The following is a 16176-nucleotide window of genomic DNA, read 5'->3' as shown; positions in this document are numbered from 1 at the left end:
CTAACGGATTCCTTGCGTTCCGCTTACGGGGTGTCCAGGAACTCCCGTGCGGCGACGACCAGCGCGTCCACTCCACGGCTCAGCGTGGGCTGGATCACCGGTGCGAAGAACGGCGAGTGGTTGGTCGGGATGGAGGTTTCGAGCGTGCCCGCGGCCTCGGCATCCGCGTACAACTGCACGTCCACCCCGCCCCAGAACCAGTACACGAGCGGGACGCCGGCCTCGCGGGCGAACCACGAGACGTCCTCGCTGCCGGTGAACATGCCCGGGTCCACGACCGCGCCGTCGCCGAACGCACCGTCGAACGCGGCGACCAGTCGCGCGGTCGCGTCGGCGTCGTTGATGGTCGGCGGCAGCGTGTGGTCGGTCACGATCACGGGCGGCCGCTCGGCTCCGGATGCCGCGGCCTCGGCGTGGACGATGCGCTCGACCTTCTCCAGCACACGGGCGCGTGCCTCGTCGTCGGGGTAGCGGAGGCTCAGCTCGAGCTTCGCCTCGGCCGGGATGATGTTGTTCTTGAGCCCCGCGTGGATCGACCCCACCGTCACGACGGCGACGTCGCGGGGGTCGACCTCGCGCGACACGATGGTCTGCAGGCGCATCACCGTGGCCGCGGCCATGACGACGGGGTCGATCGTGGACTGCGGGCGGGAGCCGTGGCCGCCGCGGCCGTGCAGCGTCACGGTGAGCCCGTCGGAAGCGGCCATCTGGGTGCCGGGGCGGACGCCGATCGTGCCGGCGGGCAGCGGCGTCACGTGCTGGCCGAGCACGATGTCGGGGGTCGGGAAGCGCTCCAGAACGCCGTCGGCGATCATCGCCTGTGCGCCGGCGCCGTACTCCTCGGCGGGCTGGAAGACGGTGACGATGGTGCCCGCCCACTCGCTCTTGGTCGCGACGAGACGCTCGAGCGCACCCAGCATCGCCGTGACGTGCATGTCATGACCGCACGCGTGCATGACGGGTACGTCGAGACCGGACGGGTCCGTGCCACGCGCGGTGCTCGCATACGCGAGGCCGGTGGCCTCGGGAACCGGCAGTGCGTCCATGTCGGCGCGGAGCCAGACGACCGGTCCTTCGCCGTTGCGGATGACCGCCGCCACTCCCGTCTTGCCGATGCCCTCCTCGAACTCGATGCCGAGGTCGGTGAGATGCTGCGCGATGACACCGGCGGTACGGGTCTCCTGGAAGGACAGCTCCGGGTGGCGGTGCAGGTCGATGTACAGCGCTTCGAGGTCGATGGTCATGCCCCGAGCCTAAAGCGTCCTCCGGGGACGAGGGTAAGAGGTGTTTCGGGACGAGCGGATGCCGCGACTACAGGTCGAGATGGCCGGTCGTGCCGCGGATGACGAGCTCGAACGGAAGCGTGGGGTGGGGCTCGACGGGATCTTCCGCGGTGCCCGCCGAAGCGGGTTCGAGCTCCGCCAGGATGGCGGCGACGGCCCGCTCGCCCTGGCCGAGCGGGAACTGGTCGACCGTCGTGAGCTGGAAGAACTCACCGAGCTCGTGGCCGTCGATGCCGATCACGGACAGGTCGGCGGGTACGCGGAATCCGAGATCCCGTGCGGCCAGCAAGGCACCGATGGCCATCTCGTCGGAAGCGGCGAAGATCGCGGTCGGGCGCTTCCCGGGCCGCTCCAGCAGCTGCATGGCCGCGCGGAATCCGCCCTCGATCGTGAAGTCGGCCGGCTCGTAGAGGGATGGATGGGCGGGGATGCCGGCATCCGCCAGCGCCTGCTCGAAGCCCTGGCGCCGTCGTGTCGGGATGTGGAAGTCGATGTCGAACTCGGGGCTCGCACCGATGTGGGCGATGTCACGGTGCCCCAGTCCGAGCAGGTGCTCGGTGGCCAGGCGGGCCACGGCCGTGTCGTCCACCATCAGGGTGGAAAGCCCCGGATTCGGTCCCCCGATCGCGATCACCGGCAGGTTGAGCTCGAGCAGCCGCTCGATCTCGGCCTCACCGAGTTCGATCGAGATCGCGATGATGCCGTCGACGCGCTGGCGGCGCAGGAACGTGTCGAACACGTTCTGCCGCTGCTCGCGGTCGGCGGTGAGGTTGTACAGCGTGACGTCGTAGCCGCGCTGCATGAGCGCGGCGGCCACGCCGCTGAGCACAGTGCGGAAGAACCAGCGGTCGATGAAGGGCACGAGCACCCCGATGCTGCGGTTGCGTCCCGACGCCAGACTCGACGCCGACGCCGACACGACGTACCCGAGGCTCTGCGCGGCCGCCTCGACCCGGGCGCGCGTCGCCACCGACACGTGTCCCCGCCCGCTCAGCGCGCGAGAGACCGTGGCGGTGGAGACTCCGGCATGCCGGGCGACCTCATCGATGCTGACCATGGCGGACGCGCTGTCAGTTCGCCGCGGTCAGCCACACGGTGACGTCCTGCGGCACGGCGGACCCTGTGAGGGGCTCGCTGCTGAGCACCACGCGCGCGCCCTCGGGCAGCTCGAGCGGCTTCTTGCCGAAGTTGGTCAGCACCGTCACATCGCCGTTGCGGAACGCGACGACCTTGCGCTTGTAGCCGTCCAGCCATTCGACCGACCCGAGTCCGAGGTCGTGCGCGTGGCGCAGTCGCAGGGCCTCGATGTACATCGCGAGGGTGGATGCCGCATCCGTCGTCTGCACGTCGCGGGCGAGTTCTGCCCACTCGGGCGGCTGCGGCAGCCAGGCCGCGCCGGTGGTGTTGAAGCCGTAGGCCGGGGCATCCGCTTCCCACGGGATCGGCACACGGCAGCCGTCGCGGCCGTATCGCTCGCCGTGCGTGCGGAACCAGGTCGGGTCCTGCCGGGCGTCGTCGGGAAGCTCGATGACCTCGGGCAGGCCGAGCTCCTCGCCCTGGTAGAGGTACGCGGAGCCGGGGAGGGCGAGCATGAGCGCCGTCGCCGCGCGGGCGCGGCGGAGGCCGAGCTCGGGGATCGGCTTGCCGGGGGAGTCCGGACCGATGCCGTGGCCCTGCGGGTTCTCGGCCGTCAGGGCGAGGCGGCTGGCGTGCCGCACGACGTCATGGTTGGACAGCACCCACGTGCTCGGGGCGCCGACCGCGCTGAAGGCCGCGATGGACTCGGCGATGATCCGGCGCTGCGTGTCCGGCTTCCAGTCGCTCATCAGGTAGCCGAAGTTGAACGTCTGCTGCATCTCCCCCGGACGCACCCACTTCGCCATCTCCTCGACGGTCGGCAGCCAGGCCTCGCCGCACAGGGCACGGTCGCCGTCGTACTCGGCGAGCACTTTATGCCAGTCGCGATAGATCTCGTGCACGCCCTCCTGGCCCCAGTAGGGCACGTCGTCGGTGTCGCCGCCCATGGAGTCGCCCGCCGCGCGCGGGAAGTAGTCGGGCAGTCCGTCGGCCTTGACCAGGCCGTGGGCCACGTCGACGCGGAAGCCGTCGACACCGCGGTCGAGCCAGAAGCGGAGGATGCGGCGGAACTCCTCCTGCACCTCTGGGTTGGACCAGTCGAAGTCGGGCTGCGAGGAGTCGAAGATGTGCAGGTACCACTGGCCGAGCGTGCCGTCGGCCTCGGTGATGCGCGTCCACGCCGGGCCGCCGAACACGGACTCCCAGTTGTTCGGCGCCTGCTCGCCGTGCTGGCCCTTGCCGTCGCGGAACATGTAGCGCGCGCGCTCGGGGCTGCCCGGGCCCGCGGCGAGGGCCGCCTGGAACCAGACGTGCTGATCGGACGAGTGGTTCGGAACGAGGTCGACGATCAGACGGATGCCGCGGGCATGGGCCGCGGCGAGGAGCTCGTCGAAGTCGGCGAGGGTGCCGAAGATCGGATCGACATCGCAGTAGTCGGTGACGTCGTAGCCGGCGTCCTTCTGCGGCGACACCATGAACGGTGAGAGCCAGAGCGCGTCGACACCGAGGGTGGCGAGGCTGTCCAGCCGCGCGGTCATGCCCCGCAGGTCGCCGATGCCGTCGCCGTTCGCGTCGGCGAAGGAGCGCGGGTAGATCTGGTAGATGACGGCGGAGCGCCACCATTCCGAGCCGGGGGTCGCGTTGCGGGAGAGCGCCGAGGTGTCGAGCGAAGTCATGCGGTCCAGGCTACTGCAAGCGCTTGCACAGGCGCCCATCGGTAGTGTGGGCGGGTGCCGTCACCCGAAGAGCTTGCCCGCGTCGAGTCCCTGATCGCGTCGATCCCCGACTACCCCGAACCGGGGGTGCTCTTCCGCGACATCACGCCGCTGCTGGCGGATGCCGCGGCGCTGCGTGTGGCGATCGACGCCATGATCGAGCCCTTCGCCGGCACATTCGACGTCGTCGCCGGAGTCGAGGCGCGCGGGTTCCTGCTCGCCGGAGCCGTCGCGGTCGCCGCCGGTGTCGGGCTCGTGCCGATCCGCAAGGCCGGCCGTCTGCCGCGGCCCGCGGCATCCGTCGCGTACTCGCTCGAATACGGCAACGCGACGATCGAGATCCACGACGACATGCCCGACGGCACCCGCGTGCTGCTGGTGGACGACGTGCTGGCCACCGGTGGCACGCTACGCGCGGGCCAGGAGCTCATCGCCACGGTCGGCTGCGTGCTGGCCGGCACCTCGGTGCTGATGGAGCTCGAGGCCCTCGGCGGCCGCGCCATCGCCGGCGACGTGCACGCCGTCTACCGGGTCTGAGCCGGGCAGGTCCGCGTTCGCGCTCGGACTCAGCGGTGGTCGATGACGATGTTCAGCGGCTGCTCGCCGGCCAGCATCCGTTCGATCTGCCTGCGAACGAGGCGCGCGATGCGTGGCTGCATGGCGCTGGATGCCCCGCCCACGTGCGGGGCGATGAGTACGCCGGGCAGCGTCCACAGCGGGTGATCCGCGGGCAGCGGCTCCGGGTCGGTGACATCGAGCGCGGCGCGGATCCGGCCGCGCTCGACGTGGTCGACGAGGGCGGCCGTGTCCACGAGTGTCCCGCGGCCGACGTTGACCACGAGGGCGCCGTCGGGCAGAGCGGTCAGGAACGCGTCATCGACCAAGTGCCGGGTCGCGTCGCCACCCGGCAGCGTGACGATGACGATCTCAGCTTCGGGGAGCAGCGCCGCCAGCTCGTCGACGCCGTGCACCGGCATCCCGTCCTCCTCGCGGGCGCGGCTGGCGACCACCGTCAGCTCGACCTCGAACGGCGCGAGCCGTGCGGCGACGGCCTTGCCGACACCGCCGTAGCCGAGCAGCAGCACGCGCCGATCGGCCAGGCTCGTGGCGAAGTCCGGGGCCCAGCGGCCCTCGTCCTGCGCGCGGATGTACTGCGGGAGATGGCGCTGCGCGGCCAACGTGAGGGCGAGCGCGAGCTCGGCGGTGGAGGTCTCGTGCACGCTCGAGGCATTCGCGAACACGAAGCCGGCCGGCAATAGAGCTTCGACCCCGTCGTAGCCGATGGACTGGCCTTGGACGAGCCCGACCTGCATGGTCTCGAGGATCGGCAGCACGCGCGCCAGGCTCATGTACGGCGGCACCACGATGTCGAGGCGCTCGCTCGGGGCGGGGTCCTTCATCGTCCAGACGTGCACGTCCACCCCCTCCGGGAGTGGCTGCAGTGCGGCCGCGAGCTCCGCGGTCGGAACGGACACGATGAGGGAAGGGATGCCGGTGGTCACCCGTCCACGCTATCGATACGGCGCGGAGCCGAGGTCGCGACGTCTTCCCGCGGTACGCTCCCCGCGCAGGCCTACAGCGAGGAGACGCAGATGATTCCCGAGATCAACTACTGGGCGGTGCTGCTGGCGACGGCTTCGAGCATGGTCGTCGGCTCGATCTGGTACACGCCGAAGGTCTTCGGCACGCGCTGGGCGAAGCTCGCCGACGTCGACATGAACCGGCCCGGAATGAGCGCCACCTTGCCGATCATCGTGACGGTGCTGGTCAGCTTCGTGACCGCGTGGGTGCTGGCCGGCGCGACCACCATCGCGTGGCACTTCTACGGCGGCAGCTACTTCGTGGCGGCGCTGGTCACGGCGATCCTGCTGTGGGCGGGCTTCACCGCGGCCCGCTTCATCACGCACGACGCCTTCGAAGGCCGGCCGACATCGCTGACCGTGCTGAACATCGCGCACGAGCTCGTCACGGTCGTGATCATGGCCATCCTCATCGGAGTCTGGCCGCCCGCCGGCACCGTCTGACCCCGCCCGGGTTCTCCCCGCGAGACTGCAACGGGACTTCGAGACTGCGGGCGATACCCGCTGGCTGGACGCGCGGGTGCAGTCTCGGCGAAAGCGAGCGTGCGGAAGTGCCGCGTACGAGCGCGTCCGTCGAGCGAGTCGTCGGGCGGATGCCGCGGCTCAGGCCGCGGCGCCCACCACAGCGGCGATCGCGGAGGTGAAGAACGCGAGTCCGTCGACACCGGAGCGCATGGCGTTGCGGGTGTCGGGGCCGAAGCCCTCTTCGACCGCGTGCTCGGGGTGCGGCATGAGGCCCACGATGTTGCCGCGCTCGTTGGTCAGGCCGGCGATGTCATCGAGCGAGCCGTTCGGGTTGATCCCGAGATAGCGGAAGGCGACGAGGCCTTCGCCTTCGACGCGTGCCAGAGTCTCGGCATCCGCGATGTAGCCGCCGTCCGCGTTCTTCAACGGGATGACGATCTCCTGGCCGACCTCGAAGTCGCTGGTCCAGGCGGTCGACGCGTTCTCGACGCGCAGTCGCTGGTCGCGGCGGATGAACTGCTGGTGCGCGTTGCGGATCAGACCGCCGGGAAGCAGGTGCGCTTCGACCAGCATCTGGAAGCCGTTGCAGATGCCGAGGATGGGCATGCCCTTGGCCGCGGCATCCTTCACCTCGCTCATGATCGGCGCGAGCGCCGCGATCGCGCCGGCGCGCAGGTAGTCGCCGTAGCTGAAGCCGCCCGGCAGCACGAGGGCGTCGACGCCCTCGAGGTCGTGCGAGCCGTGCCAGAGGGCGACCGGCTCGGCACCGGCGACGCGGATGGCGCGCTGCGCGTCGCGATCGTCGAGCGAGCCCGGGAAGGTGATGACGCCGATGCGGGCGGTCATTCGACCACCTCGACGCCGACCACGTCCTCGATGACCGAGTTCGAGAGGATCTCGTCGGCGATCTCGCGGGCCTTGGCCAGGACGTCCTCGCCGACCTCGCCCTCGACGGTCAGCTCGAAACGCTTGCCGATCCGCACGCTGGTGAACTGGTCCACGCCGAGCCGGGCGAGGGCGCCGGCGACGGCCTTCCCCTGCGGGTCCAGCAGCTCGGCCTTGGGCATGACGTCGACGACGATGGTGGGCATGTGAGACGCTCCGGATGTCGCGGGCAGGGGATCCCTCCCAGTCTACGTGTGCCCACGCAGAGCCCAGACCCCACCCGCGAGCTCACAAGAACGGCCCGGTCCAGCCCTGCTGAGCGTGCACTTCTTGTGAGCTCGCACGGGTCGCCTCGCGCGGGTCGCGGGTCGCGGGTGGCGGGTGGCGGGTGGCGGGTCGCGAGGGGTGGTGGTGGGTCGCGAGGGGTAGTAGGTGGTGCGTGGTGGATGGTGCGCACTCCGACCCCACCGCGAGCTCGCAGAAAGTGCACGCCGGCGCCCTCGTGGGCGCGCACTTCTCGTGACCTCGCGAGTGGGTGAGCACGCGGGAATCGGAGCGCGTCGGAGCGCGGGCGGCGACGGCGGTGGACGGCGGCGTGATCGAATCGTGACCCGGTCATGGGAGCGCTCCCTTGACAGTCGTGGGACCGCTCCCATATCGTACTGAGCGTCCGGTGAGAGCGCTCCCACCACGGTCGTCCGAATCAATCCGACGGTCGCGGCCCGGGGAAGCGGCCCACGCACACAGGCACCACCCCCACACCACAAAGGAGTGACACGTGAACTCACGCGCACTGCGGCGCACGGCGATCCTGACCGCTGCCGCATCCGTTTCAGCCCTCGTTCTCGCGGGCTGCGCATCCGGTGGCGGCACCACGCCGACCGCCGACCCGAACAAGGAGATCACCCTCACGGTCGCCACGTTCAACGACTTCGGGTACACCGACGAGCTTCTCGCCGAGTACACGAAGGAGCACCCGAACGTGAAGGTCGTGCAGAACAAGGCGGCGACCTCCAACGACGCCCGCGCGAACTACTTCCAGAAGCTCGGCAAGACCGGCCTCGCCGACGTCGAGGCCATCGAGGTCGACTGGCTGCCCGAGGTCATGAAGTACTCCGACCTGCTCGCGCCGGTTCCGGCCGACCTGACCGACCGCTGGCTGGACTGGAAGGTGGATGCCGCCACCGACCCCGACGGCAACCTCATCGGCTACGGCACCGACATCGGCCCTGAGGGCATCTGCTACCGCTCCGACCTGTTCGCCGCCGCCGGTCTCCCGACCGACCGCGACGAGGTCGCCGCTCTCCTCGAGGGTGACTGGGCGAAGTACTTCGAGGTCGGCAACACCTACACCGCAGCAACGGGCAAGGCGTTCTTCGACTCCGCAGGCGGCACCTACCAGGGCATGATCAACCAGGTCGAGGCAGCCTACGAGGACCCGAAGACCGGTGACATCATCGCCACCGAGAACCCCGAGGTCAAGGACATCTACGACCAGGTGCTCGACGCCAGCGCGACGCAGTCCGCTCACCTCGGCCAGTGGTCCGACGACTGGTTCGCCGGCCTGTCCAACGGCGCGTTCGCCACGATGCTGTGCCCGGGCTGGATGCTCGGCGTCATCTCCGGCAACGCCGAGGATGTCACCACGTGGGACATCGCCAACGTGTTCCCCAACGGCGGCGGCAACTGGGGCGGTTCGTACCTGACCGTTCCCGCCAACGGCGAGAACGTCGCGGCGGCACAGGAGCTGGCCGACTGGCTGACCGCTCCCGAGCAGCAGATCAAGGCGTTCACCAACGCCGGCACGTTCCCGAGCCAGAACGAGGCGCTCACCGACCCGACTCTGCTCGAGTCGACGAACGAGTTCTTCAACAACGCTCCGGTCGGGCAGATCCTCACCGACCGCGCGAACGCCGTGACCGTCGCTCCGTTCAAGGGCGCGTTCTACTTCCAGATCAACGACGCGATGCAGAAGGCTCTGACCCGCGTCGAGGACGGAACGCAGGACGCCGCGACCTCATGGGACCAGTGGGTCTCTGAAGTCAACGCGATCAAGTAGCAGTTCGGATGCCGCGGACCCGGGCCGAGACCCGGGTCCGCGGCATCCTCCCCCTGCCCGGGGACGATGAATCGAGGACAGTCGTGACCACGACCACCACCCCGCCGCGCGCACGCTCGGCACGAGCCGAGGACCGGCCCCCACGCGAACCAAAGCGGATCGGCTTCGGCCGCCGTGCCGCCTCGTGGGACATGAAGCTCTCGCCCTACCTCTATATCTCGCCGTTCTTCCTCCTCTTCATCGTGATCGGGCTGTTCCCGATCGCGTACACCGCCGTGATCTCGTTCATGGACTGGGACCTGGTGCGCGGCAGCGGCACGTTCGTCGGCTTCGAGCAGTACGCCTACGTGCTCGGCAACCCGAAGTTCTGGATCGCACTGCGCAACACGTTCAGCATCTTCCTGCTGTCGACTGTGCCGCAGCTGATCCTCGCCGTCTTCATCGCCGCGATGCTCGATCAGAACATCCGCGCCAAGACGTTCTGGCGCATGGGCGTGCTGGTCCCCTACGTGATGGCCCCCGTCGCGGTGGCGCTGATCTTCAGCAACATGTTCGGCGACAAGTACGGCATCATCAACACGCTGCTGGGCAACATCGGCATCGCACCGATCCCGTGGCACTCGAACGCGTTCGCCAGCCACATCGCCATCGCCACAATGGTCAACTTCCGCTGGACCGGGTACAACACCCTCATCCTGCTCGCCGCGATGCAGGCGATCCCGCGCGACTACTACGAGGCCGCGACCGTGGACGGCGCCGGCAAGATGCGCCAGTTCTTCGCCATCACCGTGCCGAGCCTGCGCCCCACCCTCATCTTCGTCATCATCACCTCGACGATCGGCGGCCTGCAGATCTTCGACGAGCCGCGCATGTACGACCAGTACGGCACCGGCGGCGCCAACTACCAATGGCTCACCATCACCCTGTGGCTGTACGACATCGGATGGGGCGAGTGGAACTTCGGCCGCGCCGCGGCGCTGGCCTGGATCCTGTTCCTGATCATCCTGGTGATCGGCATCATCAATCTGTTCGTCACGCGCGGCCTGGTCCGCGATGAAGGCGCCCGCGGCTCGCTGTCGCGCCGAGATCGGCGGTTCGCCGCCCGGGAGGCGCGTCGCGCCGTGGCAGCGGATGCCGCGTCCCGCAGCATCCCGGCATCCGATCCCCGTCCCCGAGAGGAGGGAGAGCGATGAGCACCGTCGCCCGCGTCCCGCTCCATGTCCAGGACGACCAGATCCCCGCCGAGGAGAAGCGTCGCCGCCGGCCGCGCCACATCCGCGGGTCGCGCCCCGGATGGTTCGTCTACAGCTCGCTCGCCGTCGTGCTCATCGCCGCGGTGTTCCCCTTCTACTGGTCGCTCTTGATCGGGTCGGGGGACGCCGGCACCATCCGTGACCCGAACATGTCGTGGCTGCCCGGCGGCAACTTCTTCGACAACGCCGCAAAGGTCATCAACGACCCCGCCGTGAACTTCTGGCAGGCCCTCGCGAACTCGATCTACAGCTCGGCGCTGATCTCGGCATCCGTGGTCTTCTTCTCCACCCTCGCCGGCTGGGCGTTCGCAAAGCTGCGCTTCCGCGGCAGCAAGTGGCTGCTCATCTTCGTCGTGGCCACCATGGCCGTGCCGATGCAGCTCGGAGTGGTGCCGCTGTACATCCTGTTCAGCGAGATCGGCTGGACCGGGCAGATCGGCGCCATCATCATCCCGGCGCTGACCAGCGCGTTCGGCGTGTTCTGGATGACGCAGTACCTGCAGCAGGCCGTGCCCGACGAACTCATCGAGGCGGCGCGCGTCGACGGCGCGAGCTCGTTCCGCACCTTCTGGACGATCGGCGTCACCGCCGCACGCCCGGCGGCGGCGATGCTCGGACTGTTCACGTTCGTGTCGTCGTGGAACAACTTCTTCTGGCCGTTCATCGTGCTCGACCGGCAGAACCCGACACTGCCGGTGGCGCTGTCGCTGCTGCAGTCCAACTACTTCGTCGACTACTCGGTCGTCCTTGCGGGCGTACTGCTGTCGACGATCCCCCTGCTCATCCTCTTCATCTTCGCCGGCAAGCAGCTCGTCAGTGGCATCATGGCCGGAGCGGTGAAGGGATGACTTCGATGACCGCCACCACCGAAAGGACCACCGCGACCGTGGCTGTGCCAGTTCGACCGTTTCCCACCGACTTCCTCTTCGGCGCCGCCACCGCCGCGTTCCAGATCGAGGGCGCGGCCTTCGAAGAGGGCCGTCGCGCCTCCATCTGGGATGCGTTCTGCCGTGTGCCCGGCGCTGTGATCAACGGCGACACCGGCGACGTCGCGTGCGACCACTACCACCGCTACCCGGAAGACGTCGCGCTCATGAAGAGCATGGGACTGCAGACGTACCGGTTCTCGACCTCGTGGTCGCGCGTGCGTCCGGACGGCGGCGACATCAACCCGCAGGGCGTCGACTTCTACAAGCGCCTGGTCGACGAACTGCTGGATGCCGACATCCTGCCGTGGCTGACGCTGTACCACTGGGACCTCCCGCAGGCGCTGCAGGACCGCGGCGGCTGGACCAACCGCGACACCGCCGACCGCTTCACCGAGTACGCGCTCGACATGCACGAGGCGCTCGGCGACCGGGTCAAGGTCTGGACGACGCTGAACGAGCCGTGGTGCTCGTCGTTCCTCAGCTACACCGCCGGGGTGCACGCGCCGGGTCACTACAGCGTGACCGAGGGCATGCTCGCCGCGCACCATCTGATGCTCGGCCACGGTCAGGCCGTGCGCGAGCTGCGCCGCCGCGACGCGTCGCTCGATCTCGGGATCACCCTCAACCTCACGGTGGCCGACCCCGCCGACCCGAACGATCCGGCGGACATCGCCGCCGCGCGCAAGATCGACGGCCGTTTCAACCGCTGGTTCCTGGACCCGGTGTTCCGCGGTGAGTACCCCTCCGATGTGGTGGAGGAGATCCGCGCGGTGGACCCGGCATCCGTCGCCGCCCTCGAGGAGGCGATCCGCCCGGGCGATCTCGAGACGATCGCGACCCGCATCGACGCCCTCGGCGTCAACTATTACCACGGCGAACTGGTCGGCGCGCGGCCGCCGGTCACGCCGCAGCGCAGTGGGGATGCCCCGACCGAGCGAGCGACCGCGTCGCCGTTCCCCGCGTCGGAGGGCATCTACTGGTACGACCGCGGTCTGCCGCAGACGGCCATGCACTGGGACGTGCAGCCCGAGGGCCTCACGCGACTGCTCGAGCGGGTCTGGGATGAGTACGCGAAGCCGGCCGGCACCGTGCTCTACGTCACCGAGAACGGCGCGGCATACGATGACGCGACTGTCGTCGAGGACGGCGAGACCCGGGTGCACGACCCCGAGCGCACCGACTTCCTGTGCGTCCACCTCGGTGCGATCCTCGACGCGATCGACGCCGGCGTCGATGTGCGGGGATACTTCTACTGGTCGCTCCTGGACAATTTCGAGTGGGCGTGGGGCTACGACAAGCGGTTCGGCATCGTGTGGGTCGACTACGACACGCAGGAGCGTGCGCTCAAGGACAGCGGACGCGACTACCGTCGGATCATCTCGCAGCGCGCGCTGGACGTGGCACCGGGACCAGCGGAGTAGGCCGAGAGACGAGGACCAGATGAGTGCGGGGGCGATCCACGGAGCCGTCACGATCGAGGAGGTCGCCGCGGCAGCGGGGGTCTCCCGCTCGACGGTGTCCCGTGTCGTGAACGGTTCGACGGCGGTGAGCCCGAACGCGCTGGAATCGGTGCGGCGGGCGATCTCCGATCTGAACTACGTGCCCAACCGCGCTGCCCGGTCGCTCGCGAGCCGACAGACGCACGCGATCGCATTGATCGTTCCGGAGGACACCACGAGGTTCTTCGGCGACCCGTTCTTCGCCTCCATCGTCTCGGGCATCAACGCCGGGCTGCGGCGCTCGGACTACGTCCTGAACCTGTTCATCGCCAGCGATGACCCCGGCGACAAGACCACGAGCTACGTGCGCGGGGGCAGCATCGACGGGGCGATCATCGTGTCGCACCACACCAGCGACAGCTTCATCGACCGGATCGCGGCCGCGGTGCCGGTCGTCTACGGCGGCCGGCCCGTGCGCGAGCGTGAGAACGCGTACTACGTCGACGTCGACAACGTCATGGGCGGTCGGGATGCCACGGCCTATCTGATCGCGCGCGGTCATCGCCGGATCGCCATGGTCACCGGGCCTTTGACGATGCCCGCGGGGGTCGACCGACTGGACGGCTACCGCGAGGCGCTCGCCGCCGCCGGACTCGAAGAGGGTCCGGTGGAGGACGGCAACTTCACGGCCGACGGCGGAGCCGCCGCGATGCGCCGCATCCTGGCGCGCGAGGACCGGCCGGATGCCGTGTTCGTCGCGAGCGACCTGATGGCGCGCGGCGCGCTGTCGGTGCTGGCGGCCGAGGGGCTGCGGGTGCCCGACGACATCGCGATCATCGGGTTCGACGATTCGCCGGTCGCGACCTCCGTCACGCCGCAGCTGACCACGATGCGCCAGCCGTCGTTCGAGCAGGGCGAGAAGATGGCGGCCGTGCTGATGGCTCTGCTGGCCGGAGGCGACCCGCAGCGTGTGACGATCCTGGAGACCGAGCTGATCGAGCGCGAGTCGGTCTAGCTCTTTCCCCTTTGCGAGCTCACAGAAACTGCCCGTTCGAGGCGTCGCGAGCGCGCACTTTCTGCGAGCTCGCGGGGCTGTGAGCTAGCGGCCCGGAGCCGTCGCCAGCATCGCGTTGTTCCACGGGTCGTCGAACATGAGCGTGCGGCCGTCGTCGCGCACGGCGATGCCGTGCCCGGCGAGACGTTCGGCGAGGGCGCCGAGCGAGTCCGCGTCGGGCAGGTCGAGGTCGACGCGGCCCAGCCCGAGGGCCGGCATCCGCGGACCCGCGCCCCGCGAGTTCCACACATTCATCGCCATGTGGTGGTGGTAGCCGCCGGCGCTGACGAACAGGGCCTGGTTGCCCATGCTGGCGGTCTCGTCGAAGCCGAGGGCATCGACATAAAACGCGCGGGCGGAGGCGACATCCCCGACTGACAGATGCACGTGGCCGATGGATGCCGCATCCTGCGCCGTCGATCCGGCAACGGCGGCCTCGGTCAGATGTTCGGAGAGGAAGGCGTTCGGGTCGAGGGCGAGTGTGCCCATCTCGATCTGCCCGTGCGTCCATGACCATTCGGTGCGAGTGCGGTCCCAGTACAGCTCGATCCCGTTGCCCTCGGGATCGGTGGCGTAGAAGGCCTGGCTGACGATGTGGTCGGCGCTGCCGGTGAACGTGCCGGGGGCGTGCCGTGCGACCGAGTAGAGCGCGGCGGCCAATGCGGTCTGCGACTCGAAGAGGATCGCGGTGTGGAACAGCCCGGCGCTGCCGGGGGTGGCGTGGCGCAGTTGCGGCTCGCGGCGCAGGATCACGAGGGGCCGGCCGGCGCGTCCCAGCGACACGGTCTCGCCGGCGGCGTCGAGCACCTGCAGCGTGACGACGTCGCGGTAGTACGCCGTCATCGCGTCGAGGTCGCCGACCAGCAGCGTCACCGCGCTCATCGCGGTGTCCGCCGCGAGCTTGTCGGTCCCCGTCACGAGCTTTTCATTCATGCGTATAGACAACGCTGCGGACGGGCATTCGATTCCCGAGCTGTGTCCTCCCCGATCCTCGCGAGATCACAAGAAGTGTCCGCTCACGTCGTATTGAGCGTGCCGTTTTTGTGAGCTCGCGAGGAGGGGGCCGGGTGCCAGGGGCTCGCGGGCGGAGGGGCGCTACTGGGGGTCGCCGCCGAGCTGGCCGATCACGGGGAGCGGGCCGCCGTCGTCGGCGCCGGTCTTGCGCCACCGGGCGATCGCGTTGCCCACGTGGTAGATCAGCAGGGCCGCCGCGGCACCGATGACGATCGCGCCGAGCTGGAAGTCGCCCCACTGCATGGTGAAGCCGGCGATCGCGATGACGAGGGCGACGGCGCCGGTGTACTGGTTGACGGGGCGCGAGAAGTCCACGCGGTTGTCGACCCAGATCTTGATGCCGATGATGCCGATCAGGCCGTAGAGGGCGGTCGTGACGCCGCCGAGCACCCCCGGCGGGATGGAGTTGAACACCGCGCCGACCTTCGGCGAGAGCGACAGCAGGATCGCGGCGATACCGGCGACCCAGTACGCCGCGGTCGAGTAGACGCGGGTCGCGGCCATGACGCCGATGTTCTCGCCGTACGTGGTCGTACCCGATCCGCCGAAGGTTCCGGCGATCGTGGTCGCGACGCCGTCCGCGATGAGTGCGCGTCCGGTGTGACGGTTGACCGAGGCATCCGTCATCGACGCGACACCGCGCACGTGGCCGACGTTCTCTGCGATGAGCACCAGCACGACGGGCAGGAACATCGCGATCGCGCTCCACGTGCCCGGCGATGCGAAGTCGGCGATGTGGAACTCGGGCAGGCCGATCCAGTCGGCCTGCTCGACCGCGGTGAAGTCCAACGTGCCGTTGACGGCGCCGATGATCACCGACGCGATGTACCCGACGATGACGCCGAGGAAGATCGAGATACGGCCGAGGAATCCGCGGAACACGACGCTGAACAGGATGACGGCGACGAGCGTGATGGTCGCTGTGAGTGGTTCGACCTGGAAGTTCGTCCACGCCACGGGGGCGAGGTTGAAGCCGATCAGGGCGACGATCGCACCGGAGACGACGGGGGGCATCAGCTTGTCGATCCAGCCGAGTCCGGCGAACTGCACGATGAAGCCGACGGCGGCGAGCAGGATGCCGACCGCGACGATGCCGGCCAGGGCCGAGCCCATGCCGGCCGATGCGGTGGCGGCCGTCACCGGCGCGATGAATGCGAACGACGAGCCGAGGTAGCTGGGCAGCTTGTTCTTCGTGATGATCAGGAACAGGATCGTGCCGATACCCGAGAACAGCAGCGTCGTGGGCACCGGGAACCCGGTGAGCACGGGAACCAGGAATGTCGCCCCGAACATGGCGATGACGTGCTGCACGCCGATCGCGATCGTGGCGCCCCAGTTCAGTCGCTCGTCGGGTCGCACCACCTTGCCGGGCTCAACGGTGCGACCGTTTCCGTGCAGGGTCCAAGTGGGCATGGGCGCTCCT

The 16176-nt window shown here is 69.1% G+C and carries 15 protein-coding genes; 7 read left to right on the top strand and 8 right to left on the bottom strand.

All coding sequences use genetic code 11. The annotated features are described in order from the left end of the window. Nucleotides 1-23: 23 nt before the first annotated feature. From ASD65_RS12225 to ASD65_RS12215, 3 genes are all read right to left on the bottom strand, one after another. Nucleotides 24-1244, bottom strand: a complete 1221-nt coding sequence (locus ASD65_RS12225; protein WP_056223022.1) for an amidohydrolase — start codon at nt 1242-1244, stop codon at nt 24-26. Nucleotides 1245-1311: 67 nt separating this feature from the next. Continuing rightward, the gene (locus tag ASD65_RS12220) at nt 1312-2340 is read right to left on the bottom strand and encodes a LacI family DNA-binding transcriptional regulator (protein WP_056223019.1); all 1029 of its coding nucleotides are present in this window, start codon (nt 2338-2340) and stop codon (nt 1312-1314) included. A 13-nt stretch (nt 2341-2353) separates the two neighbouring features. Further along, on the bottom strand, nt 2354-4036 hold the full coding sequence (locus ASD65_RS12215) for a glycoside hydrolase family 13 protein (protein ID WP_056223016.1): 1683 nt from the start codon (nt 4034-4036) through the stop codon (nt 2354-2356). Between the two features lie 54 nt (nt 4037-4090). On the opposite strand from ASD65_RS12215, the gene ASD65_RS12210 reads away from it, so the two are divergent. Continuing rightward, nucleotides 4091-4612: an adenine phosphoribosyltransferase gene (locus ASD65_RS12210; protein WP_056223014.1), complete on the top strand. Its 522-nt coding sequence runs from the start codon at nt 4091-4093 to the stop codon at nt 4610-4612. Nucleotides 4613-4641: 29 nt separating this feature from the next. On the opposite strand, the gene ASD65_RS12205 is transcribed toward ASD65_RS12210, so the two are convergent. After that, on the bottom strand, nt 4642-5577 hold the full coding sequence (locus ASD65_RS12205) for a 2-hydroxyacid dehydrogenase (protein WP_235566688.1): 936 nt from the start codon (nt 5575-5577) through the stop codon (nt 4642-4644). 90 nt (nt 5578-5667) lie between these two features. Here ASD65_RS12205 and ASD65_RS12200 point away from each other — a divergent pair, with 90 nt between their 5' ends. Then, nucleotides 5668-6099, top strand: coding sequence for a DUF1761 domain-containing protein (locus tag ASD65_RS12200; RefSeq protein WP_056223011.1), 432 nt, complete (start codon nt 5668-5670; stop codon nt 6097-6099). A gap of 159 nt (nt 6100-6258) precedes the next feature. Here the strand turns inward: ASD65_RS12200 and purQ are convergent, their stop codons facing one another. Both purQ and purS read right to left on the bottom strand, forming a co-directional pair. Next, nucleotides 6259-6966, bottom strand: coding sequence for a phosphoribosylformylglycinamidine synthase subunit PurQ (gene purQ / locus ASD65_RS12195; RefSeq protein WP_056223008.1), 708 nt, complete (start codon nt 6964-6966; stop codon nt 6259-6261). Beyond that, a complete protein-coding gene (gene purS, locus ASD65_RS12190) occupies nt 6963-7211 on the bottom strand; it encodes a phosphoribosylformylglycinamidine synthase subunit PurS (RefSeq protein ID WP_056223007.1) in 249 nt (82 codons plus the stop codon). Before purS ends, purQ begins: the two co-directional genes overlap by 4 nt. A 572-nt stretch (nt 7212-7783) precedes the next feature. On the opposite strand from purS, the gene ASD65_RS12185 reads away from it, so the two are divergent. The 5 genes from ASD65_RS12185 (at nt 7784) to ASD65_RS12165 (ending at nt 13700) form a co-directional block, all read left to right on the top strand. After that, nucleotides 7784-9064, top strand: coding sequence for an ABC transporter substrate-binding protein (locus tag ASD65_RS12185; protein WP_056223004.1), 1281 nt, complete (start codon nt 7784-7786; stop codon nt 9062-9064). Between the two features lie 83 nt (nt 9065-9147). Further along, nucleotides 9148-10257 carry a carbohydrate ABC transporter permease gene (locus ASD65_RS12180; protein WP_056223002.1) on the top strand — a complete coding sequence of 370 codons (1110 nt, stop codon included), beginning with the start codon at nt 9148-9150 and terminating at the stop codon, nt 10255-10257. After that, a complete protein-coding gene (locus ASD65_RS12175) occupies nt 10254-11165 on the top strand; it encodes a carbohydrate ABC transporter permease (RefSeq protein ID WP_056222999.1) in 912 nt (303 codons plus the stop codon). The genes ASD65_RS12180 and ASD65_RS12175 overlap by 4 nt, the downstream gene beginning before the upstream one ends. A gap of 5 nt (nt 11166-11170) precedes the next feature. Beyond that, a complete protein-coding gene (locus tag ASD65_RS12170; RefSeq protein ID WP_056224809.1) occupies nt 11171-12667 on the top strand; it encodes a GH1 family beta-glucosidase in 1497 nt (498 codons plus the stop codon). 19 nt (nt 12668-12686) lie between these two features. Beyond that, nucleotides 12687-13700, top strand: coding sequence for a LacI family DNA-binding transcriptional regulator (locus tag ASD65_RS12165; RefSeq protein ID WP_056222997.1), 1014 nt, complete (start codon nt 12687-12689; stop codon nt 13698-13700). A gap of 84 nt (nt 13701-13784) precedes the next feature. On the opposite strand, the gene ASD65_RS12160 is transcribed toward ASD65_RS12165, so the two are convergent. Continuing rightward, complete coding sequence (locus ASD65_RS12160; RefSeq protein WP_056222994.1) at nt 13785-14672, bottom strand: VOC family protein; 888 nt, start codon at nt 14670-14672, stop codon at nt 13785-13787. 162 nt (nt 14673-14834) lie between these two features. Then, on the bottom strand, nt 14835-16166 hold the full coding sequence (locus ASD65_RS12155) for a uracil-xanthine permease family protein (RefSeq protein WP_056222992.1): 1332 nt from the start codon (nt 16164-16166) through the stop codon (nt 14835-14837). Between the last annotated feature and the right edge of the window lie 10 nt (nt 16167-16176).

Source organism: Microbacterium sp. Root61 (genome assembly GCF_001427525.1).
GTDB lineage: Bacteria > Actinomycetota > Actinomycetes > Actinomycetales > Microbacteriaceae > Microbacterium.
The sequence above is the reverse complement of the archived record's forward strand: the minus strand, read 5'-3'. Positions and strand labels throughout refer to the sequence as shown.